Origin of the sequence: Paenibacillus riograndensis SBR5 (genome assembly GCF_000981585.1) — a bacterium.
Lineage (GTDB): Bacteria > Bacillota > Bacilli > Paenibacillales > Paenibacillaceae > Paenibacillus_AQ > Paenibacillus_AQ riograndensis.
The window spans coordinates 2,868,184-2,889,998 of the sequence record NZ_LN831776.1 but is presented as its reverse complement, the minus strand read 5'-3'; the positions used below and the strand labels follow the sequence as shown (position 1 = coordinate 2,889,998).

Sequence of the window (21,815 nt, the reverse complement as noted above, 5' to 3'; positions counted from 1 at the left end):
ATTGAACGGACTTCGGACCGTTTGATGCTTCTTTTTACATACAGGTTAAAACTCATTATAGATTTCCGTATACTGGTCGTAATAATAAATCACACGCTGCACATAGTGACGAGTCTCGCCAATCGGGATATTCTTCACCGCAGCCTCAGTGCCGTCCCAGTCACCTTCATCCAGCCAGCGCTGCACCTTCCCCGGGCCCGCGTTGTAAGCAGCTATAACTGCTATGCGGTTGCCCTCGAACTTCCGGGACAGGGAAGACAGATACCAGGTACCCAGCTCAATATTGGCCGAAGGCTCTTCTTTTAGCCGCTCCAGGGAGACATCCGGCAGCTTGGCCTTTTCAAGCGCCCATTTGGCGGTATCCGGCATCAGCTGCATCAGGCCGATTGCTCCCTTTTTGGATTCACGGCCGGTTTTGAAGTTCGTCTCCACCCGGATGATCGCCGCAACAAGGAACGGGTCAATCTCATAGGTGTTGCTGTGTGTGCGGATTTCATTTTTATAGTAAATGGGATAAAACCAGGACATCCAGTTCGTACTTAAAAATAAAATGGCTGTAAAGCCTATAAACAGCAGGAGCAGCACCCGTTTTTTACGCAGCCATTTCATAACAGACCCAGCCTGTCCCACAGCACATCAACCTGCTGCTTCGCATAAGCCAGATCACGGCTGTTGTCAATGACATAGTTGGCCCTGCTGCGCTTCAATTCAATATCCATCTGGGCCTGCAGTCTGCCTTCAGCCTGTTGGAGCGTCAGTCCGTTTCGTTCCATCAGGCGGGCCAGCTGCAGCTCACGGGGAACATAGACTACGGTGATCTCCTCAAACAGATTGTCCAGTTCGGACTCATACAGCAGTGGAATATCTACAAGGGTCAAACGCTGCGGGTCTTCCTGCTCCAAGGCATACATACGGTTCTTGATTTCCCGGCGAATCGCCGGATGGGTCAGATCATTCAGCTTCTGCCGGGCTTCAGAATCATTAAAAACGATCTCTCCAAGCCTGGCCCGGTTCAGTGTGCCATCCGGCAGCAGGATGTCTTCCCCGAACTGCTGCACAGCAGCGGCCAGCACCGGGTGACCGGGGAGCATTACTTCTCTGGCAATGACATCCGCATCCACCAGCCGCGCTCCCTTATCCACAAACATTGCGGATACGGTGCTTTTTCCGGAGGCAATGCCTCCGGTTAAGCCCATAATCATGTACTCACCTCATAATAGCTTCATTATTCCCATTGCAATTAATAATAACGCAGGCAGTGCAGCAGCATGTTTCATCCAGTAGCTTCCTGACAGCTTCAATCCCGTCTTCATTCCCAGCAGCAAAAAGGTGCCGCTGAAAAGGGCAATCATCAGCGATGTAGACACCGGACCGAACCCGAGCAGGGCTGCTCCAAGTCCCGCGCCGAATGCATCCAGCGACAGTGCAATCCCGAGCACCATCGCCTCCGTCGAGGAGATGCTGCCGGAGGCGTCCATATCGGCGGAAGACGGGGTACGGAGAATCTGGATGACTACGCCCAAATGCCGCAGCTCCAGCGAGAACACCGCTGATTTTGGAGATTCCCCCTCTTCCGCCTGGGGAATTTCAGCCGCCGCAGCACCTCCGGCAAAAGCGGCAGCAGTCTCCAGCCGGGCATCGTGGTCAGCACGCCCGTGCTGATCTCCGGGGCTTTTACCGTCATGGTCTTTCTCCTTCTGCGTAAGCATCTGGAATAAGGACCAGCAGCCCATCAAGACGAGAATAACCGCTCCAATACTGGAAGCGGCATGCGGAGAAACCACCTTGGCCAGCAGCACACCGACCTGCATAGAGACATAAATAACGATCCCCGAGCACAGCGAGATAATCAGGATCGAGAGCAGCGGAATTTTCATTTTTCGCAGCCCATATGTAATACCAACACCAAAACCGTCCAAACTCAGGGCAAACGCCAGCAGCAGCAGTGAAAAAAATGGGCTGAGCACCCGCAATCCCTCCCGTGAAGAACCGGCAGCCCTCCTGGATGGCTCCAGGGCAGGGCTCCGTTCGCTCTAATCAGCATTCTTCACACAGTATATGGGCGGGACGGGCAATGAGTGCCTGACTTTTATAGCTGCATGGACAACTTTAACGTAATTCCGACAGTCCGGCAGTGCCAAATCTTACGATGCAACGTTTACTTGCTGATCCCGGCTTGCGGCTGGCAGCTTGGACAATAATGCGTGCCTCTGCCTCCCACCACGGTCTTCTCGATCAGTGTTCCACAGCTCGCACAAGGCTGGTCCTTGCGTCCGTAAATAAGCAGCTGATGCTGGTAGCTTCCGCTCTCTCCCTGGCCGTTGACATACGATTTTACGGAGGAGCCTCCTGCATTTACAGCCTCTGTCAAGGTTGCAACAATTGCATGATGCAAGAGATCCAGCTGACTGCTTGTAAGCGCTTTGGCACCTGTCTCCGGATGAATGCGGGCACGGTGCAGCGCTTCATCTACATAAATATTGCCGATGCCGACGACATATTCCTGATTGAGCAGCAACGGTTTGATTTTGGTGCTTTTTCCCGAGACAATTTCCTTGAACCGTTCCGGTGTAAAAGAAGGTGCCAGCGGCTCCTCCCCCAGCTTCTTCAGCGGCGGCAGCAGCAGGTCCTCTCCCGGCTGGAACAGATGCATGGTGCCGAACTGGCGCACATCCGTGTACCGCAGCTCCGTGCCGTCGGTAAAATGAAAGATGACATGGGTATGCTTGTCCAGCGGTTCCTCTCCCCGGTAAAGTCCGTAACGGCCCTCCATCCGCAGATGGGACACCATCACCAGGCCATCCAGCACAAAACGTAAAAACTTTCCTCTTCGTTCCACTTGTACTACTGTATGGCCTGCCAGCATGTTGGCAAAAGCCTGAATATCATCCGGTCGCTGAATGATCCGCGGCAGCCGGACGGTGACGTTCTGTATCTGCTTGCCTGTAATTAAGGCATTAAGTGTTCTTTTGACAGTTTCTACTTCCGGTAATTCCGGCATTATGGCTCACCTCTTCTCCATTATACCGGATATCCTCCCCTTGCGGGGAGCCTATTTCGCTTCATACCAGTTGCTTCCATAACTTACCTCCGCCTTAAGCGGCACAGAGAGCTTCAAAGCACCTGCCATCACTTCAGGCAGCAGCGTTTTCATCAGTTCCAGCTCATCTTCCGGCACCTCGAATACCAGCTCATCGTGCACCTGCAGCAGCATCCGGCTTCTCAGTCCGCGTTCATGCAGCGCCTTGTCCATGTGGACCATAGCCAGCTTAATAATATCCGCTGCCGTTCCCTGGATCGGGGTATTCATGGCTGTACGCTCGGCAAAAGAGCGCAAATTGAAGTTCTTCGCATTGATCTCCGGCAAATACCGGCGGCGTTCCAGCAGTGTAGTGACATAACCTTGCTTGCGTGCCTCCACCACAATCTCATCCATATAGCGGCGCACTCCCTTGAACACTTCGAAGTACTGCTCAATGAACTGCGAAGCTTCCTTGCGCGAAATATTCAGGTTCTGCGACAGCCCGTAATCACTGATGCCGTACACAATCCCGAAGTTGACCGCTTTGGCGGAACGGCGCATGTTGCTGTCCACCTGATCGGCGCTGACCCCGAATACATCCATCGCTGTCTTGGTGTGAATATCCATATCTTCCACGAAAGCTTCCTTCATCCGCTCGTCACCGGAAATATGCGCCAGCACCCGCAGTTCGATCTGCGAATAATCCGCCGCCAGAATCGACCAGCCCGGCTCGGAGGGTACAAAAATTTTGCGGATTTTGCGGCCTTCCTCCAGCCGGATCGGAATATTCTGCAAATTCGGAAACTGGCTGCTGAGACGTCCGGTTGCCGCAATGGTCTGGCGGTAGAACGTATGCACTTTCCCGGTATCGGGGGAAATTTCCTTGAGCAGGCCTTCCACATAGGTCGACTGAAGCTTGGCAATGGTACGGTATTGCAGAATCAATCTGACCGCATCATGGTAAGGAGCCAGCTTCTCCAGCACCTCGGCATCTGTGGAATAACCTGTTTTGGTCTTCTTGACCACTGGAAGGCCCAGCTTCACGAACAGGATTTCCCCCAGCTGCTTCGGAGAGTTCAGGTTGAACTCGGTGCCGCAAATCGCATAAATATCCGCGGCGAGCCTGGAAATCTGCGCTTCAAATTCCTTGCCGAGGTCGATCAAATCCTCTTTATTCACGGCAATTCCCTGCTTCTCCATATCGGCCAGAATGCGCGACAGCGGCATTTCCAGATCAACGAACAGGCCGGTCATGTCCGTGTCTGTCAATTCCTGCTGCTGCTTCTGTACGATGCCAAGCACGGCGGCGCTTTTGCGGGCGATATGATTGCCCAGAATTTCAAGCTCAGGTATTTTATATTTGGCGCCTTTGCCGAACACCTCTTCATCCGGAGACAAGCGGGGCAGGCCATATTTGGCTGTAAGGTCGTACAGATTCTGGTTGGCTTCCGTCGGGTCCAGCAGGTAAGCAGCCAGTTGAACATCATTAGCCGCTCCGGCAAAAGCAATCCCCTGCCAGTGCAGCGCCAGATCTGCACGGTGCAGATCGTACCCGCTCTTCGGCGCCTTCTCATCTTCCAGCCAATCCCGCAGCTTCTCCGCTGCAGGACTCTTAAGCAGCTCAAACGGCACAAAGTAGTGCTGCTCCGGGGAGGACAGGCCTAAGCCGATCACTTCGGCACGGTGCGGATTCTCGCCGTTAGACTCGACATGCAGCGCAGAAATGCCCGGCAAAGCGGCAATCAGGTCCGGCAGCTCAGCTTCGTGGACAATGGTGATGTCCAGCACAGCAGCCTCTACGGCTTCGGCGCCCTCTTCGCTGTTCCCGCCTGCAGGAGCATACGCGCTCAGCGACAGGCGTTCCAGCAGGGATTTGAATTCCAGCTTGGCCAGCGCCGGGCCGGCGGTATCGCTGCGGATTCCGGTGAAGACCATATCCTCCCAGGCGTGTTCCAGCGGGACCTCACGGTAAATCGTTGCCAGCTTCTTGCTCATGATGGCACTGTCGGCATGCTCCTCCAGCTTCTCCTTCATCTTGCCCTTCAGTTCGTCCGTTCCGGCCAGCACGCCCTCCACAGACCCGAACTGCTGCAGCAGCTTCAGCGCTGTTTTCTCACCAACGCCCGGCACTCCGGGAATATTGTCGCTGGCATCGCCCATCAGACCTTTCAAATCAATGATCTGCTGCGGTGTCAGATCATACTTCTCGCGGATCTGCCGGGGCCCGTACATTTCGACTTCGGTAACCCCTTTGCGCACCAAAGCCACCGTTGTATGCTCTGAAGCCAGCTGCAGCATATCCTTGTCCCCGGACACGATCATGACCTGCCGTCCGGCTTCGTCCGCCTCGCGGGAGATGCTGCCGATGATATCATCGGCTTCGTAGCCGTCAATCTCAAACTGCGGCACACCCAGATTCCGCAGCAGGTCCTTCAGCATCGGGAATTGCTCGGAGAGCTCAGGCGGTGTCTTTTGGCGGCCGCCTTTATAATCTTCATAACCTTCATGCCGGAACGTAATCTTCCCCGCATCAAACGCAACAATCATATGGGTGGGCTTATGCTCTTCAATTAAACGCAGCAGCATAGTCGTAAATCCATACACTGCGTTCGTCTGCTGCCCTGCGGTATTCGTCAGCGGCGGCATTGCAAAAAATGCGCGGTAAATAATGTTATTGCCATCTATAAGAATCAACTTGTCCACTTTAGCACCTCGCCTTTACATTGCATACTCCTTACATTTTAACATATGCCCCGCTCAAGCAAAAACGTCTAAGCCGTAATTGCCCGGCATTTTGTTTGCTTGCAGGATATCCATCCGCTTCCCGCTATAGAACCGGTAACAGTATTTTTCCACAAAAAAACAAGCTCCCATTAAAGAAAGCTTGCCTTCTGCATTGAACAAAGCAATATCCAACCCGTTCTGATTGAACAATTCCGTGGAAACCGGGCTAAAGCGCCTCTATTGATTCAGATCAGGACGTTTGCCGGTTACCAGGTAGACTACACTCTCACCAATGTTGGTGGCATGATCGGCTATCCGCTCGATATAACGGCCGACCAGCGTCAGCAGCATGGCCTGATTCAGGCACTCCGGTTTTTCAACCATAAACGCATACAGCTCATTGATCATGCCGCTATACAAATGATCGACCTGGTCGTCGTCCTGAGCCATTTTGTAGGCCAGATCGGTATTCTCGTCCAGATAGGACTGGATCGCTTCCGTTATCATTCCGGTTACCACTTCTGCCATCCGCGGAATATCCACAAGCGGTTTAATGAGCTGCTGACCCTGAACGCGCATAGTGACCTTCGCCACATCAAGCGCCAGATCACCCATACGCTCCAGATCGCTGGATATTTTGAAGGCAACAATAATGCGGCGCAGGTCCTTCGCTACCGGCTGCTGGGTGATAATAAGCCGCGAGCCGATTTCCATGATTCTGTCTTCCATGGCATTCAGCCGCAAATCCGCTTTCACAATCTCCTGTGCACGGGCAGTATCCAGGGTCTGCAGAGCCAGTATCGCGCCTTCCAGCGCATCTGTCACATGCTCGCCCATCTGCTGCAGCAGGCTGCGCAGCTCTTCCAAATCTTTATCGAATTCTTTTCTGCGAATCATGATAAAAGCGTTCCTCCTCAAAAACATATGGTCAGCTTGTCATTCCCAGGAGCATACTGCTCCCCGATCAACCGAAGCGTCCTGATATATAGTCCTCGGTGCGGGAGTCCTTGGGATTCGAGAACAGCATCTCAGTATCCGCAGCCTCCACGATCACACCGTTCAGGAAAAATACTGTGCGGCCCGATACCCGTGCGGCCTGATGCATATTATGTGTGACCATAACAATCGTATACTTGTCCCGTAATTCCTGCACCAATTCCTCGATTTTGAGTGTGGAAACCGGGTCTAGCGCAGAAGTCGCTTCGTCCATCAGCAGAATATCCGGCTGAACCGCAAGCGCACGGGCAATACAAAGACGCTGCTGCTGGCCGCCTGACAGGCTGAGTGCGGATTTCTTCAGAAAATCCTTGACTTCCTCCCACAGGGCGGATTGGCGCAGGCTTTGTTCTACCAGCACATCCAGTTCGGCTTTGCCGCGGATTCCGTGCAGGCGGGGCCCGTAAGCCACATTGTCATAGATCGATTTGGGGAATGGATTCGGCTGCTGAAACACCATGCCCACTTGCTTGCGCAAGCTTTCCACTTCTACCTCATCGCTGTAAATATTTTTGCCGCCAATGTTGACCTTGCCTTCAATCCGTGTACCCGGGATCATGTCGTTCATCCGGTTAAGTGTGCGCAGCAAAGTGGACTTTCCGCAGCCGGAGGGTCCGATAAAAGCAGTCACCTGTTTCTCCGGCACTTGCAGGTCCACGCTTTTCAGCGCGTGAAATGACTCATAGTAGAGATCTAGCTTCTCTATGTCAATGATGGATTTCATTAGTTTTTGCGTCTCCTTCTCATCATCTTCGTACCCCATGATAAGCTTTCAGTGTAAATGCAGTTGAAGAGAATTGTTAACGCTGTGTAAAATCACATGTCAGGTTTACGAAAAAAACGCCGTCATCTTAAATGACTGGCGTTCTTTTTTTGTTCACTACGAGTTTATAGCCTACGCCGCGAATGGAATCGATATGCACCGATTCCGGGTCGAGCTCCAGCTTTTTGCGCAGGGAGCTGACATGCACATCCACTGTACGCTGCCCGCCGATATAGTCGAAGCCCCAGACAGCATTCATCAGGTCATCACGCGTCAGCACCACCCCCGGCTTGCGGGCCAGATACAGCAGAACCTCAAACTCCTTGGGCCGCAGATTGATGCTCTGTCCGCCCAGCGAAACCTCATACCGCTCGGGATAGATCTCCAGCTGTCCCAGGATAATGGTTGAAGCGGATACTGCAGCTTCCGGCTGAACTTCTTCGGCGAGGCCGGAGATCCGCCGCAGCACCGCACTGACACGGGCAAGCAGCTCCGATACGCCAAAGGGCTTGGTTATGTAGTCATCGGCCCCTGATTTCAGCCCTCTGACCACATCCTCTTCGGCATTTTTGGCCGTCAGCACAATTACAGGCGTGCGGATGCCCTGGCTGCGCAGCTTATCCAGAATATCAATCCCGTTCATCCCCGGCAGCATCAAATCCAGTACGATCAAGTCAAAAGGTTCTCTAGCCGCACGGTCATACCCTGCCGTTCCATGATCCTCCACTGTGACTTCATAGCCTTCCTGCGTCAAGTTATACGACAGCAGCCGGGACAGTGTTGGTTCGTCTTCAATGACAAGCAATCGTTGTGCCATAGTTTCCCCCGTCTTCTATGTTTTCAATTTTACAAAACTGCAGGCAAGCCCATCATATCACCGGAATGTTAACCCGGTGTAAAATAACAAAGGTTTCATGATATTTCCGGTTTTCCACACTAATCCTGTATAGATTGAGCATGAATCTTATATAGATTGAAAGTGCAATAGAATGCAGGTTCTAGCCAATATGAATGAGATTCACAACAGCTCCAGCATCGGCTTCGGCATCTGTATTAAGCGTACCTTGCCAACTATTCCTATTTTTTTGTTCAAATTAATACTAGCGCTTCAGGCCTTAGCTGGCAATCCGTCTAAAGGGAAAGATTGCCCTGAACTATTCATATAAATCCGGTAACCTCAGTGTGGTTCATCCTGCAGAAGAGGAAGCTCCAGAATAAAGGAACTGCCGATACCCAGGTCGCTTTCTACTGAAATCGAGCCATGATGCAGCTCCACCAAATGCTTGACGATCGACAGTCCAAGCCCGGTTCCGCCGGAGCTTCTCGATCTGGCTTTGTCCACCCGGTAGAATCTCTCAAATATGCGCGGCAGGTCCTTGCGCGGAATCCCCATGCCGGTATCTCTGACGGTAAAAACGACTGTCTCCGTACCATCAGCCTTCTGGCCGTTCACCACATTGACATTTACACTTCCGCCATCCTGGGTGTAATTGATGGCATTGGAGATCAGATTGATGAAGATCTGGCGCAGCTTGTCCTCATCCCCTTCCATGAACAGTTCTTCGGGAACTGATGCGTTCAGGCTGATATTTTTCTTCTCAGCCACCTTGCTGAGCGTTTCCAGCAGGGAATCGAAGAACTCTATCAGATGCACAGGTGAGCATTCAAGCTGCGCGCGTTTGGACTCTATTTTGGATAACTCCAGAATGTCACCAATCAGCCGGTTCAGCCGCTCATTCTCATCATAAATAATCTGCAGAAAAGAGCGCGCGGTCTTCTCATCCTTGACCCCGCCCCCAAGCAGCGTCTCCGCAAAGCCCTTGACGGCAGCGACCGGTGTCTTCAGCTCATGGGAGACGTTGGCTACAAACTCGCTGCGCATTTTTTCCAGACGGCGGATTTCCGTCACCTCCTGCAGCAGAAACAGCATACCCCGGTTGGAGCCGTCCTGAATCATCGGTACACCGTCGAGCCGCACGATCCGTTCGGTAGGATTATAGATACTGCGCTCTTCATGAACCGCCTCATTGCGGGAGACCCCTTCCTCAATCAAACGGCTCAGCTCATAGTGATGCTTCAGCTCCTTGAAGGAATGGCCGGCCATCTCGCTGTTCTTCACATCCAGCAGCTGCTCCGCCGCCCGGTTCAACAGCGCAATCTCACCTTCTGCGTTAATCATCACAATGCCGCCTGTCATATTATCCAGCACGCTCTGCAGGAGGTCTTCGTTGTCACGTATCGTTTTGAGCTGGGCTTGCAGACTGTCGGCCATGGCATTAATTGCAGTTGCAAGCTGACCGATTTCGTCCCGGCGGTTCATTGGAACTCTGGCATCATAATCCAGATCTGTAATCCTCCGGGCTACCCTTGTAATCTGCTCAAGCGGAGAGGTCATGCCGGAGGCAACCTTGTAGCTTACAAAGGTTGCTGCAATGAACAGCAGCACCAGTCCGCCCGCCATGACCATCCAGGCCCGGTTCAAGCCTTCGGTGACCGCATCGAGGGCCATGGACAGACGGATATAACCATCAAAGCCCTGGTCGGAAACAACGGCACCTGCTACATACAGCATCTCGCGGTTAAGCGTGTCACTGTACCGGATCGCACGGCCGATCCCCTCTTTTGCCGCCAGCACTTCCTCCTCGCGGGTGGAATGGTTGTCCATCTCCAGCGGATTTTTCTCGGAGTCACCGATGACCTTGCCGTCCTTAGTAATAAAAGTAATCCGTGAATTGGTAAGCTTGGCTATGTGTTCTGCCTGCTCCGTATAGTAGCTGACAGCGCCCGGACTATCCGTGTCTGTAAACTGAAAGGTGCCGGAGAGCAGATTTATTTCCCGGGACATGTTCTCTTCCAGCGCGGAAATATGCGAATCCTTAAACAGCTTGGCCATGGTGATCCCGGCGCCGATCATGGATATGCCAATCAGGGCCATTAGTATGAATGTAAGACGAATGCGAAACGGTCTCATGGGGTGTATCCTCTTTCTCTGAATGTGTCCTTGAGAACATCCTACCTTCATTTCCGGCAAAATACCAGTTCCCGCAGCAATTATCAACGCAGTGTAAAATGAACCGTAATGCTCTAGCGTCCAGCTTATATCCGGTTAATCTGACAAGCCACAGCATGACGTGAAACCCTTCAATGACATGATACTCTTGAATGACATGAAACTCCTTAATGAAAATGATACCCTTAGATCACATGATACCCTTAAATGTGCAAAACAAAGAGCGGCTCGTTTAGTGCCGCTCTTTGTTTGATGTTTTATGCGATGCCCAGCAGCATTTCTAATGCTGTTATTGATCCTTCCAGCGCTGTACAGTCAGGTTAACGGTTTGCGCTCCACCGGCTGGTGTCAGCGTCCGGTTCGCAATATCCGCACCGCTTGAGCTGGTCTCCACAGTGTCCCAGCCTCCGCGTGTGATCTTGTATTGCACCGCCGTACCTGCGGGCAGGCTCACTGTGACGGAATAGACTCCATCGCTGCCTTTGGTCAATTGGTACGCCGGGTCCGCTGCGTTCCAGCTGTTGAAGCTTCCGGTTAAGTACAGCGGTCCGTTTGCAGGAGTTGTACCCGGCACGCTCACCCGGAAAGTCACGCTGTCCGCCTGCGGTTCTCCTGCAGCAATGCTGCCGTTCACCAGGCTCCACGTGCCTGCTCCAAAGTGGTAATTGCTGCTGCCGTTGTTGTCCCACGCCCCGCTGCCATTGTTAAAGGCGGCGGTCAGCCCTGCGGCACTGCCCAATTGGATCGTAGCCGCCTTATAGCCAGAGTAAGATGATGCCTGCATCTGCTCTCCCGGAGAAGTGGTCCACACTGTCGATCCGTCCAGCTTATAATGAATATAAGAGTTCGTAAATGCTGTGTTTTTGTAATAAATGGTCACTGAATTGCCAACTGGTGTTGCCGTAGGTGTAACAGTCGGTGTTACCGTTGGTGTGGCTGTTGGTGTAGCCGTTGGCGTGGCTGTTGGCGTCGGTGTTGCTGTTGGTGTGGCCGTTGGCGTCGGTGTTGGCGTGGCTGTTGGCGTCGGTGTTGGTGTTGCTGTTGGTGTGGCCGTTGGCGTCGGTGTTGGTGTAGCCGTTGGCGTCGGTGTTGGTGTGGTTGTCGGTGTCACCGGTCCCCCCGATTTGATGTTTCCTGTAGGTGTGTAGGTCCAGGTGCCGGTGCCGAACAGATAATTGCTGCCGCCGTTGCTGTCCCAGGTGCCGCTGCCATTATTAAAAGCGGCCTCCAACTGGGTGGCGGAGCCGATATTGATCGTGATCTTGTTATAGCCGGACACTTCGGCTGCCGGCATGGCTACTCCCGGTGCTGCCGTCCAGGTGCCGCCAACAGGACGGTAGTGGATGTAAGGTGTAGTGTAGCCTTGCTTATAGTAGATCGTTACATTATTTCCGGCTGGAGTGGTCACCAGAGCCGCTGCGCTGAATGCCGACAGGTTCCCTGCGGCATCAAAAGCTTTTACCGTATAGCTGTAATTGGTCTGCGATGCTACAGTATTATCCGTATACGATGTGGTTGCTGATGTGCCTACTTTGACTCCGTTGCGGTAAATTTCATAACCGGTAACCCCGACATTATCCGTAGAAGCTGTCCAATTTACGAGCACACTGGATGCATTCTGCACGGTGGCTGTTACATTGCTTGGAACAGACGGTGCCTCGGTATCTACTACCGGCTGTGTTTTGGAATAGATTTTGGCCGAATTCGCTCCCACTGTTACGGTAATTTGCTTGCCGGTTGTTCCACCTGCCTGCACCGTTACCTTGTCGGAAGTATTAAGTTGATTAATCAGAACTGTTCCTGCAGTCAGAGAGCTTTCCGCGCGCAGCGGAATTGTAACTGTCTGTGAACCGCCCGATGCATTGCTGAAAACAGAAATGACTTCCTGTCCCACATTGGTTCCGCTGTCTATACGGCGCGAGAAGGCGTACAGATTCTGGGCTGACCACATTTCACGCTGGGTGCCTGTGCGCAGCGCCGGATTATTTTTGCGGATATCATTCAGTTTGGCAATATGCTTATAAGTGCTAGTATTCTCATTAAAGTAATTCTCCAAAACGTTGCCGCCCGCATCCCGCTTTACCATGGACCAGCGGTTCCAAGTATCAGCGATTCCGCCTGTCATAATCTGGCCGTTCCCGTTGCCTTTATTCTGTTCAGTCCCCTGAAAAACCACCGGTGTTCCACGGACCGTAAAGATAAAAGACAATGCGTTCTGCATTTTGTCTACATTGCCTCCGGCTTCCGTTAGGAAACGGTTGCGGTCATGATTGTCGATAAAGGTAACCATATGGTTCGCATTCCCGTTGTAATAAGAATCCTGAGCAAGTGTGCTCTTAATGTTGGAATCAAAGGACTGTCCGTAAGCGAAACTGTTCAGCACCGAGAAGAACAGCGGGAAGTCAAGCATGCCCCACTCCTTGTTGGGACCAACCCAGCGGGAGACAAATTCGGCATTGCCGTCAAAATTCTCACCAAAAGTATTAACTCCCAGAAGATTCTGCAGTTCACCGATATCCGTCGGCTTGATCAGCTTGGCGGCATCCACACGCGCACCGTCTGCTCCCGTGTAGTCAAACCACCCTTTAATGGAATTGAATATAGCCTGTTTGGCCGCAGGGACGTCAAGGTCGAGATCATCCAGCCCGCCAAGATCGTGATTCTCCATATAATCCTGAGCCCACTGATCATATCTTCCGTCAGCCAATGACCAGTTAATATCGCCATTATGGTGATACCAGGCCGGATTATTGAACGGAGCTGCGGGCTGCAGTCCTGGAATATCATAATAAGCCTGACTGCCCAGCATATAGTCTCCGATGTGATTCGGCACAACGTCGATAATAACTTTTATGCCGAGCGCATGCGCGGAATCCACCAGTTCCTTAAGCTTTTCTTTGGTTCCAAAGTAAGGATTGGCAGCATTGGGGTTTTTAACATTGTAACCGTGGTACGCTGTGTTTTTTCCTGTACCGTTGTTGTCACGACTTGTCACCTGCGGTTCTGCCACCGGAGAGATCCAAATCGCGGTATACCCCATGTTATGAATATAGGGCAGCTTGTCTATAACCCCTTGCCAATCGCCACCCTTCATATAGCGGAAATCCTCCTCCGAGTTTTCGCCGTAGCGGATAGCCGCACCGGTAGCATTATTGGAGGTATCCCCGTCATTGAAGCGATCTACCATAATTTGATAAATCGTGTCATTTTCAGTAACAGTACCAATGCTGGCTGCCTCAACCTGTGTAGGCGGAAGCACAAACAAGTTAGCCGTAATAGACAGAACAATGGACGTAATTAGAGCCGGAATAAGCCATAGTTTTCGTTTCATTCCTCATCTCCCTCTCATAAGAGCGCATATCGAACCTTACTGCCAGTGAATACCCTTACATAACTTACAAGACTATGCCGCTAGATAAGGAAACCGGTTTCCCTCATAAAAATTACCATGTATATGTATGCGTTGTCAAGCATAATAAATATCCCTCGCCGGAATGGAGAATTCCTATAGATTATTGGGTCCGTGGTCTTTACAGCCACCAAACATATAATGCAAATTATGGTTTTTATGTATATATATGCACAACTACCTCTGATTTCTGTCCGGGGCCCGCCAGCTGCTTAATCAGAGATATTTTCACCTCTATTTCTTTCGTGCGCCTACTATATTAGTTGAGCTAGAGAACTTGAAAGCTTGGGACGCAATGAAGCTCACCAGGACTAAAGCTAAGTGGAAAAAGTAAAACTAATTTGCTGTAATCCTGGCTACAGAAGGTTTTAGTGGGATTTTGTACACCTAATTCAGGAATATTCATCCCTTACGGCCGCTTTCAGCCGAATTAGTGGTACTTTTTCCAACATAGGAACTTCCACAAGCTAAGAGAGTTTAATTAGTGGTACTTTTTCCAACATACGATCCTCCATAAGCAAATGAGTTCAATTAGTGGACCTTTTCCCACTAGGGACGGCTGCCCGGTTCATAATTTTTGAGGGCTGAAGCCTGTCCGTTGCGTGGGTGCACAAGCTTCAGCTGCCAGGGCATTTTAGAATAGTTGAAAAAAAGCCCCCTCCATGAGAAATGGAAGAAGGCCTGTGAAGTAACTATGGACAAACTTTTGCCTCATACTGGAGCGCTTACCAGGACTGCTTACCTAGGCCGCTTATCTGGGGCGCTACCCGAGCCGCTTACCCGGGCGCCTATTCGATCCGCTACCCGATTCACTTACTGAATCGCTTGTCGTCCCCTATATGACCTGCTCATTTGGGCCGGTTATTTAAACACCGGTTCCCGGAACTGCGCCAGTTTGGCGGCAGAATCCTTTTCCACATCAGCATGGAGGCTGTTGCCGTGCGCATCCATAGTTACAATGGCCGCAAAGCCGTCAACCTGCAAATGCCACATGGCCTCCGGGATTCCAAACTCCATGAAGTCGACGCCATTCACCTTCTTGATGCACTCGGCATAATACTGCGCGGCACCGCCGATCGCGTTGAGATAGACACCGCCATGCTCCTGCAGCGCCTTAAGCGTCTTGGGGCCCATTCCCCCTTTGCCGATGACAGCGCGGATGCCGAATTTCTTGATAATGTCGCCCTGATACGGCTCTTCACGGATGCTGGTAGTCGGGCCTGCCGCTTTTACATGCCAGCCTTCCTCGTCCTTCAGCATGACCGGGCCGCAGTGATAGATTACCGCCCCGTTCAGATCCACCGGTGCTTCATGGTCCATCAGATACTTATGCAGCGCGTCGCGGCCGGTGTGCATTTCTCCAGACAGGATGACTACATCGCCCACCCGCAGGCTGCGGATGTCTTCCTCGCTGACCGGCGTGGTCAGCCGGACCTCCCGGGATTCCCCCGCCGCAGCTTCCGCCGGCTTCCCGGCAAGCTTCGCCTCAGCTTCAGCAGCCGAGAGCACGGCAGGTGCCGCAGGGATCGCCGCATCCTCGGAAACAACACCGCAGTCTGCTCCTTCGGCAGCAGCGCTGACTGCCTCAAGCACAGCAGCAGGTGCAGCACCGTCTTCAGCACCCACGGAGATTCCCGTGCCGCTCTCATACAGCCATTCCTGAATATGACCGGTGGACGGATCAACCAGGATGCCCTGGCGGCGGAATGCCCAGCAATTATAGGCCACAGAGACAAAAAAGCTGGCCGGAAGCCGGTTCATTACGCCGATTTTGCAGCCCAGGAGTGTGACTTCTCCGCCGAAGCCCATCGTGCCGATCCCCAGCTTGTTTGCATTCTCCATAATATACTCTTCCAGCTTGGCGAGATCGTCATTCGGATTGACATCCTCCACTTCGCGGAACAGCTGTTTCTTGGCCAGCTCATACCCCGTAGTCCGGTCCCCGCCGATGCCCACACCGATGAAACCTGCACTGCAGCCCTGTCCCTGAGCCTGATATACGGAGTGGAGGATGCATTTGCGGATACCGTCGAGATCGCGGCCCGCTTTGCCGAGGCCCTCCAGTTCCGCCGGGAGGCTGTACTGGATATTCTTGTTTTCACAGCCCCCGCCCTTCAAGATCAGACGAACATCCACGCCTGTTTCTTCCCACTGCTCAAAATGAATTACCGGTGTGCCGGCACCCAGATTATTCCCGCTGTTCTCGCCGGTCAGGGAGTCGACGGAGTTGGGGCGCAGCTTGCCGTTTATCGTTGCACGGATGATGGCGTTATGAATATCCTTTTTCATCTCAATCTGATTTACACCTACCGGTGTATGAATAATAAAAGTCGGCATCCCCGTATCCTGGCAGATTGGCGATACCTGAAGCTCAGCCATGCCGATATTCTGCGCAATGGTGGTGAGTGCGAGACCGGAGCGGGTGGCGCGGTCCTCCAGGGCGCGTCCTTTGGCTACTGCCCGGCGCACATCGCCCGGCAGATTGGTGGAGGTTTCAACAATCAGATCATAAACGCTGTCTTCAAAATGCTGCATCTTCAGTCCAGCTCCTCTCCATGCGTTTGTGGTTGTCCAAACTCTGTTACAATTAACTTTATCATAACATATTAAACCACGCATGAAAGGGGTTACTTTAAAATTGAATTACCATTTTTCAGCCTATTTGTACCGGCTCCAGTATATCCAGCGCTGGAGCCTGATGCGCAGCACCGCACCGGAGAACGTGGCGCAGCACTCGTTCCAGGTAGCCCTGCTGTCGCATATGCTCTGCTCCATCGGCAACGTCCATTTTGCCCGTTCGCTGAACGCCGACCGGGCGGCTGCAATGGCGCTGTTCCATGACGCCACCGAAGTCTTCACCGGCGATATCGCTACGCCGGTCAAGCACAACAACCCGCGCCTCCTGTCCAGCTTCCGCGACATGGAACGGATCGCCGCCGAGCGGCTTATAGGGATGATTCCGCCGGAGCTATCCTCCGTCTATGCGCCGCTCCTGCAGCCGCAGGACAGCCCCTCCGGCTCCGAAGATGCCCGTTTGCTGCGTTATGTCAAAGCGGCCGACCATCTCGACGCTTATTTGAAATGCGTCTGGGAGGTCGCCGCAGGCAACCGCGAATTTGCCGCCGCGAAAGTGCAGACCGCCGCGAAGCTGCGCGGGCTTGAGATGCCGGAAATGGAATATTTTCTGGCTCATATGGCCCCCGGCTTCGAGCTGTCCCTGGACGAGCTGTCTGCCGGAGCAGGCGGCGGACAGGCCCTGGAGGACGAAGGCACCCCGTGATGAGTAGTGGACAAGCTGCGCGTTAATGATCCTCCCTTTACGCTTGCAGCCCCAGCAGATCCCAATCCTTGAAGACCGGCTGCAGGCCGTTTGCCTGAAGCATGTCCGTAATTTCTTCTACACTCCGTTCATCCGAAATTTCGAACTGCGGAGTTCCGCCATCTTGGGTGTGTCCTCCCACTTCAGTGGAGACGCCTGCAGACATTTTGGTGATGCCCAGGTGGATCAGATGATTACGCAGCGGGGCAGGCTCCCGGGTAGACAAAGTAATGCCGGAACGGGGCAGAAACAGGCGGTAGGCCAAAATAATCTGCACCAGCGCCCGGTCCGTAACATCGCTATCCGGGTTGAACTCCCCCAAATACGGCCGGAAACGCGGGGCGGACAAGCCGATTTCACATTCCGGATACTTGTCCTGCAGATACCTCGCATGCATCGCGGTCATGAACGCCTCCTGCCGCCAGTCATACATCCCAAGGAGCGCACCGATGTTAACAGCGCGGAAGCCGGCCTGACAGCCCCGTTCAGGGGCATCCAGACGGTTGCGGAAGACCCTTTTGGGGCCTTTTACATGCAGCTTCCGGTACGTTTCCTGATGATAAACCTCCTGATACAGGGTCAAACCGTCCACTCCCGCTTCCCTAAGCTCCCGGTATTCCGCAGTGGACAGCGGATTCACCTCAATACTTACCGAAGGGAAGTACTCGTGCAGAATTTCTACGCATTCCTTCACATAAGAAGCCGGGCTCGCACTGCGCGATTCTCCGGTCAGCACCAGAAGATGGCGCAGGCCTGTGGAGGCGATCGCGATCGCCTCTTGTCTGACCTCCTCAGGCGTCAATCTTTTTCGCGGAAAATCATATATGGAGCTGAAGCTGCAATAGGTGCAGTGATTCACACAAAAATCAGCCAGATACATCGGTGTGAACAGCTGCATCACATGCCCGAAATGCGTACGGGTCAGCCGCTGCGCACGCCGGGCTATCTCCTCCAGACATGGCTCCGCAGCCGGGGACAGCAGGGCCAGCAGGTCGCTTTCATCCAGGCGGTCCTTGCATAGTGCCCGCTTCACATCCTCTACCTGGAACTGCTGCCACAGGCTCTCGTAAGGAAGCTGCTCCAGACGGGTCAATGATTCATAAAAACTCATGGTTCTCCCTCCTTTCAGTTAGGCTTAGAATCACTTCAGAAATCCGGTCAAAGGCGAAGAGGCGACCGCATTCTCTTCCACCGGACCGAGTCCAGCCAAATAGGCCTTGCGGCCCGAAGACACTGCTTCACGGAAGGCTTCAGCCATCAGCAGCGGATCACGGGCGGTAGCGATAGCCGTATTGAGCAGCACAGCGGCGGCCCCCAGCTCCATCGCTTCCGCCGCTTCGGACGGACGGCCGATACCGGCGTCAACAATAACCGGAAGATCCACCTCCGAGATGAGAATGCGGAGCAGCTCTTTGGTCCGCAGGCCGCGGTTCGAGCCGATAGGTGAGCCGAGCGGCATAATTGCGGCTGCTCCAGCCTCTTTCATCCGAATTGCAGCGGAGAGGTCCGGGCTCATATACGGCAGCACCACAAAACCTTCGGCGGCCAGTATCTCCGTAGCCCGGATGGTCTCCAGATTATCCGGCAAAAGATATTTCTGATCGTTAATGACCTCGATCTTGACCCAGTTGCCAAGGCCTGCGGCTCTGGCCAGCCGGGCGATCCGCACCGCTTCCCCGGCGGTGCGCGCCCCTGACGTGTTAGGCAGCAGGGTCATATGGGGAGGAATATGGCTGACAATATTGTCGCGGCTCTCGGGATCTACGCGGCGAAGGGCAACCGTGATCACCTGTGAGCCTGAAGACGCAACCACCTCGGGAATCAGCGTATTCCGGCTGTATTTGCCGGTGCCGATGAACAGCCGGCTTGATAATGTGATGCCGCCAATCACTAATGGATCTAACATAAACTCGCCTCCTGGTATGGAATAGGATAATAACTGCCGGGTTTGCTGAATGAAGAGCTCCACGGGACTGAAACATTCCCATTAGCCCGCACCCGAAAACCCGCTTCAGCCCCCGCCTACAAAATGCACCAGCTCCAGCCGGTCCCCTTCGCTGAACGATGTCCCGGCGTAATGCTCCCTGTTCACAATTTCCCCATTGCGCTCCACGATCACAAGCCGTCCGCTCCATTCGGGCCGGCTGAGCAGATCCGCTACCGTCCGGCAGTCTTCCGCTATCTCCAGGGCTTTGCCATTGATGATCAGATTCATGCCTTCTCACCTCCTTTGCGTTATGACATCCAGAGCGGCCCGAACCGGATGAGACTGACTCCCGCTTCAAGCCTCCCGGACCGCCAACCGGTAAGCACGCGCGGCGGCCACAGGGTCTTCCGTACTGCAAATGCCGGACATGACCGCAATCCCGGCTGCGCCCTGCCGGATCACCTGAGCGGCATTGCCCGGCTCTATGCCGCCGATGGCAATCAGCGGCATACGGCTGCGGCGCACCGCTTCCGCCAGCAGCCCCAAACCGCGCTCCTGCTGACCGGGTTTGCAGGCGGTAGGAAAAACATGGCCGAACAGGCCGTAGTCGGCCCCATGCCGGCCCGCTTCCGCAGCTTCCGCCGCGGAATGCACCGACCTTCCCAGCCGCAGGCCGGGAGCGGCGGCGCGGGCCGAGGCCGGCGGCAGGCTGTTCCAGGCCAGTTGAACAGCGCCTGCACCGGCGGCCAGCGCAACATCCAGCCGGTCATTGATGACCAGGCTGGAAGCGGGAACCCCCGCAAGCAGCAGCTGCTTCGCCATGTCCAGCAGCTCCAGGGCGGGCCGGTGCTTTTCCCGGAGGTGGATGTAGTCCACGAGCGGATATACAGCCGCTGCTAGATTAATGAACCTTCCCGGCTCCAGCTTCCCGTCCGAGATCAAATGAATCTCCGCCACAGCTTCACCTTCTTTTCGCTATATTCTTGGAGCAGGCCGGACACACAAAAAAACCGCCCCCGATAGGAGGCAGTCATAAATTTGTACAGGAATACGGGCGTATATGGATACAACCCCGCTGCAGTTCATTCATTCTCCGCTTTCCTACGCTGGTTTTAACCAGATCAGGTTCAAAGGGTCCGAACGGAACGTTCGTCTCAGCCTTGCGGCACCCCTAGGGACAATTCCAATATTCAGTTGCTGACGTGGTTCATATTAACATATAATTCCTCGGAAAAGCTATCCCTTTTGCCGAAAAACTGCTTCCCTGGCACTTGGCATGTGCAGCAAAAAGAGCGGGCCGCGAGGGCACGCTCTTTTTGCTGCTGTATTTTTAAGCAAGCCTGGTTTACACATCGGCTCTTAGCCGTTGACAATTTCCCCGCCATTGACATGCATTACCTGCCCGCTGACATAGGATGAATCCTCCGAAGCCAGGTAGACATAGGCTGGAGCCAGCTCTTCCGGCTGTCCCGGACGTTTCATCGGCTGTGTGCCGCCGAACTCGCTGACCTTTTTGGCATCAAACGTAGATGGAATCAGCGGTGTCCAGATCGGGCCCGGAGCTACGGCATTGACACGGATGCCTTTTTCCGCCAGATTCATCGACAGCGAGCGGGTGAAGCTGAGAATTGCGCCTTTGGTCGACGAATAGTCCAGCAGCTGCGGGCTGCCCCGGTAGGCTGTGATCGATGTCGTGTTGATGATCGTAGACCCTTTCTTCAAATGCGGCATGGCGGCTTTGGTCAAATAGAACATGGAAAAAATATTGGTGCGGAACGTCCGCTCCAGCTGCTCCGAGGTGATATCCTCAATCTTGTCCTGCGGATGCTGCTCGGCGGCGTTGTTGATCAGAATGTCGAGTTTGCCCAGGCCTTCCACTGTTTTGTTGATCAGATCCTGGCAGAACGCTTCTACCCCGATGTCACCGGCTACCAGAATACACTTCCGGCCCTCCTGCTCGACCTGGCGTTTCGTTTCTTCGGCATCGGCATGCTCATTCAGATAGGAAATGACCACATCCGCACCTTCTTTGGCAAAATGAACGGCAACCGCGCGCCCAATGCCGCTGTCGCCTCCCGTAATGAGCGCCGCCTTGCCCAGCAGCTTGCCTGCCGCTTTATAGCTTGAGGTTTCAAATTCCGGGCGCGGCTTCATCTCGCTCTCAATTCCGGGCTGCCGGTCCTGCACCTGAGGTGGCAAAGTTTTTGTGGATTGCTTGTTGTCTGGCATGATCCATTCTCCTTTCGCTGTGCAACTTTTTTGGGAAGTAACCACATCGTATTAGGATGGCTTCTGCGTCATCAATTATACAATCGCTTTACGTTATGTTACTTACCACACTTCCAGGTGATCCAAACAATTTCCAGAACAAAACGGCTTCGCCGTCCTTACAAGGATGGTACCCGTTTGAGCGAGAAATAGAAGGATTAGAGCGTGTACATATATACAAAATCACCTTGGCGGGTAAATAAGGGTCCTGAAGGTTACGAAACCCGCATTTGTTGTATATCATGCAGGATTTTCGTCCATTTGGTGAAGCCGCGCTCATATTGTTGTACAATTCACAAGATTTTTGTCCGTTTAGCGTACTTAGGACACAGATTGTTGTATAACGTACAAGATGTTAGCCCATTCGGCCTGTTTAA

Annotated in this window: 17 protein-coding genes and 1 riboswitch; of the genes, 1 reads left to right on the top strand and 16 read right to left on the bottom strand. The window is 53.4% G+C overall.

Going from position 1 to position 21,815, the window contains the following annotated elements; all coding sequences use genetic code 11:
* Positions 1-45 precede the first annotated feature (45 nt).
* The 11 genes from PRIO_RS11665 to PRIO_RS11615 all read right to left on the bottom strand — a co-directional run bounded on the left by PRIO_RS11665 (position 46) and on the right by PRIO_RS11615 (position 16,459).
* Entirely contained in the window at positions 46-609 is a 564-nt protein-coding gene (locus PRIO_RS11665) for a lytic transglycosylase domain-containing protein (RefSeq protein WP_020427944.1), read from the bottom strand.
* Complete coding sequence (gene coaE, locus PRIO_RS11660; RefSeq protein ID WP_020427945.1) at positions 606-1,202, bottom strand: dephospho-CoA kinase; 597 nt, start codon at positions 1,200-1,202, stop codon at positions 606-608. Before coaE ends, PRIO_RS11665 begins: the two co-directional genes overlap by 4 nt.
* 9 nt (positions 1,203-1,211) lie before the next feature.
* Positions 1,212-1,967 (bottom strand): manganese efflux pump, encoded by a 756-nt coding sequence (locus tag PRIO_RS11655; protein WP_020427946.1) that lies wholly within the window; start codon positions 1,965-1,967, stop codon positions 1,212-1,214.
* A 191-nt stretch (positions 1,968-2,158) separates the two neighbouring features.
* Positions 2,159-3,001: a DNA-formamidopyrimidine glycosylase gene (gene mutM / locus PRIO_RS11650; RefSeq protein WP_020427947.1), complete on the bottom strand. Its 843-nt coding sequence runs from the start codon at positions 2,999-3,001 to the stop codon at positions 2,159-2,161.
* A 51-nt stretch (positions 3,002-3,052) separates the two neighbouring features.
* Entirely contained in the window at positions 3,053-5,725 is a 2,673-nt protein-coding gene (gene polA / locus PRIO_RS11645) for a DNA polymerase I (protein ID WP_020427948.1), read from the bottom strand.
* A gap of 258 nt (positions 5,726-5,983) precedes the next feature.
* Complete coding sequence (gene phoU, locus PRIO_RS11640; RefSeq protein WP_020427950.1) at positions 5,984-6,643, bottom strand: phosphate signaling complex protein PhoU; 660 nt, start codon at positions 6,641-6,643, stop codon at positions 5,984-5,986.
* 67 nt (positions 6,644-6,710) lie between these two features.
* Positions 6,711-7,466 carry a phosphate ABC transporter ATP-binding protein PstB gene (gene pstB, locus PRIO_RS11635; RefSeq protein ID WP_020427951.1) on the bottom strand — a complete coding sequence of 252 codons (756 nt, stop codon included), beginning with the start codon at positions 7,464-7,466 and terminating at the stop codon, positions 6,711-6,713.
* Positions 7,467-7,593: 127 nt separating this feature from the next.
* On the bottom strand, positions 7,594-8,322 hold the full coding sequence (locus tag PRIO_RS11630; protein ID WP_020427952.1) for a response regulator transcription factor: 729 nt from the start codon (positions 8,320-8,322) through the stop codon (positions 7,594-7,596).
* 360 nt (positions 8,323-8,682) lie between these two features.
* Positions 8,683-10,476 (bottom strand): two-component system histidine kinase PnpS, encoded by a 1,794-nt coding sequence (gene pnpS, locus PRIO_RS11625; protein WP_039787644.1) that lies wholly within the window; start codon positions 10,474-10,476, stop codon positions 8,683-8,685.
* A gap of 328 nt (positions 10,477-10,804) precedes the next feature.
* Complete coding sequence (locus PRIO_RS11620) at positions 10,805-13,846, bottom strand: alpha-amylase family glycosyl hydrolase (protein WP_046502436.1); 3,042 nt, start codon at positions 13,844-13,846, stop codon at positions 10,805-10,807.
* Positions 13,847-14,785: 939 nt separating this feature from the next.
* On the bottom strand, positions 14,786-16,459 hold the full coding sequence (locus tag PRIO_RS11615; protein WP_020427954.1) for a fumarate hydratase: 1,674 nt from the start codon (positions 16,457-16,459) through the stop codon (positions 14,786-14,788).
* A gap of 103 nt (positions 16,460-16,562) precedes the next feature.
* Between PRIO_RS11615 and yfbR the strand changes: the two genes are divergently transcribed.
* Entirely contained in the window at positions 16,563-17,204 is a 642-nt protein-coding gene (gene yfbR / locus PRIO_RS11610) for a 5'-deoxynucleotidase (protein WP_020427955.1), read from the top strand.
* Positions 17,205-17,241: 37 nt separating this feature from the next.
* Here yfbR and thiH read toward each other — a convergent pair whose 3' ends face one another.
* The 5 genes from thiH to PRIO_RS11585 form a co-directional block, all read right to left on the bottom strand.
* Positions 17,242-18,354, bottom strand: a complete 1,113-nt coding sequence (gene thiH / locus PRIO_RS11605; protein ID WP_046502429.1) for a 2-iminoacetate synthase ThiH — start codon at positions 18,352-18,354, stop codon at positions 17,242-17,244.
* 30 nt (positions 18,355-18,384) lie between these two features.
* On the bottom strand, positions 18,385-19,149 hold the full coding sequence (locus PRIO_RS11600) for a thiazole synthase (protein ID WP_020427957.1): 765 nt from the start codon (positions 19,147-19,149) through the stop codon (positions 18,385-18,387).
* A gap of 105 nt (positions 19,150-19,254) precedes the next feature.
* Positions 19,255-19,458, bottom strand: a complete 204-nt coding sequence (gene thiS / locus PRIO_RS11595) for a sulfur carrier protein ThiS (RefSeq protein ID WP_020427958.1) — start codon at positions 19,456-19,458, stop codon at positions 19,255-19,257.
* A 66-nt stretch (positions 19,459-19,524) separates the two neighbouring features.
* Positions 19,525-20,127: a thiamine phosphate synthase gene (locus PRIO_RS11590; RefSeq protein WP_020427959.1), complete on the bottom strand. Its 603-nt coding sequence runs from the start codon at positions 20,125-20,127 to the stop codon at positions 19,525-19,527.
* Positions 20,128-20,251: 124 nt separating this feature from the next.
* Positions 20,252-20,353, bottom strand: a riboswitch (TPP riboswitch).
* A gap of 176 nt (positions 20,354-20,529) precedes the next feature.
* A complete protein-coding gene (locus tag PRIO_RS11585; protein ID WP_020427960.1) occupies positions 20,530-21,399 on the bottom strand; it encodes an SDR family oxidoreductase in 870 nt (289 codons plus the stop codon).
* Between the last annotated feature and the right edge of the window lie 416 nt (positions 21,400-21,815).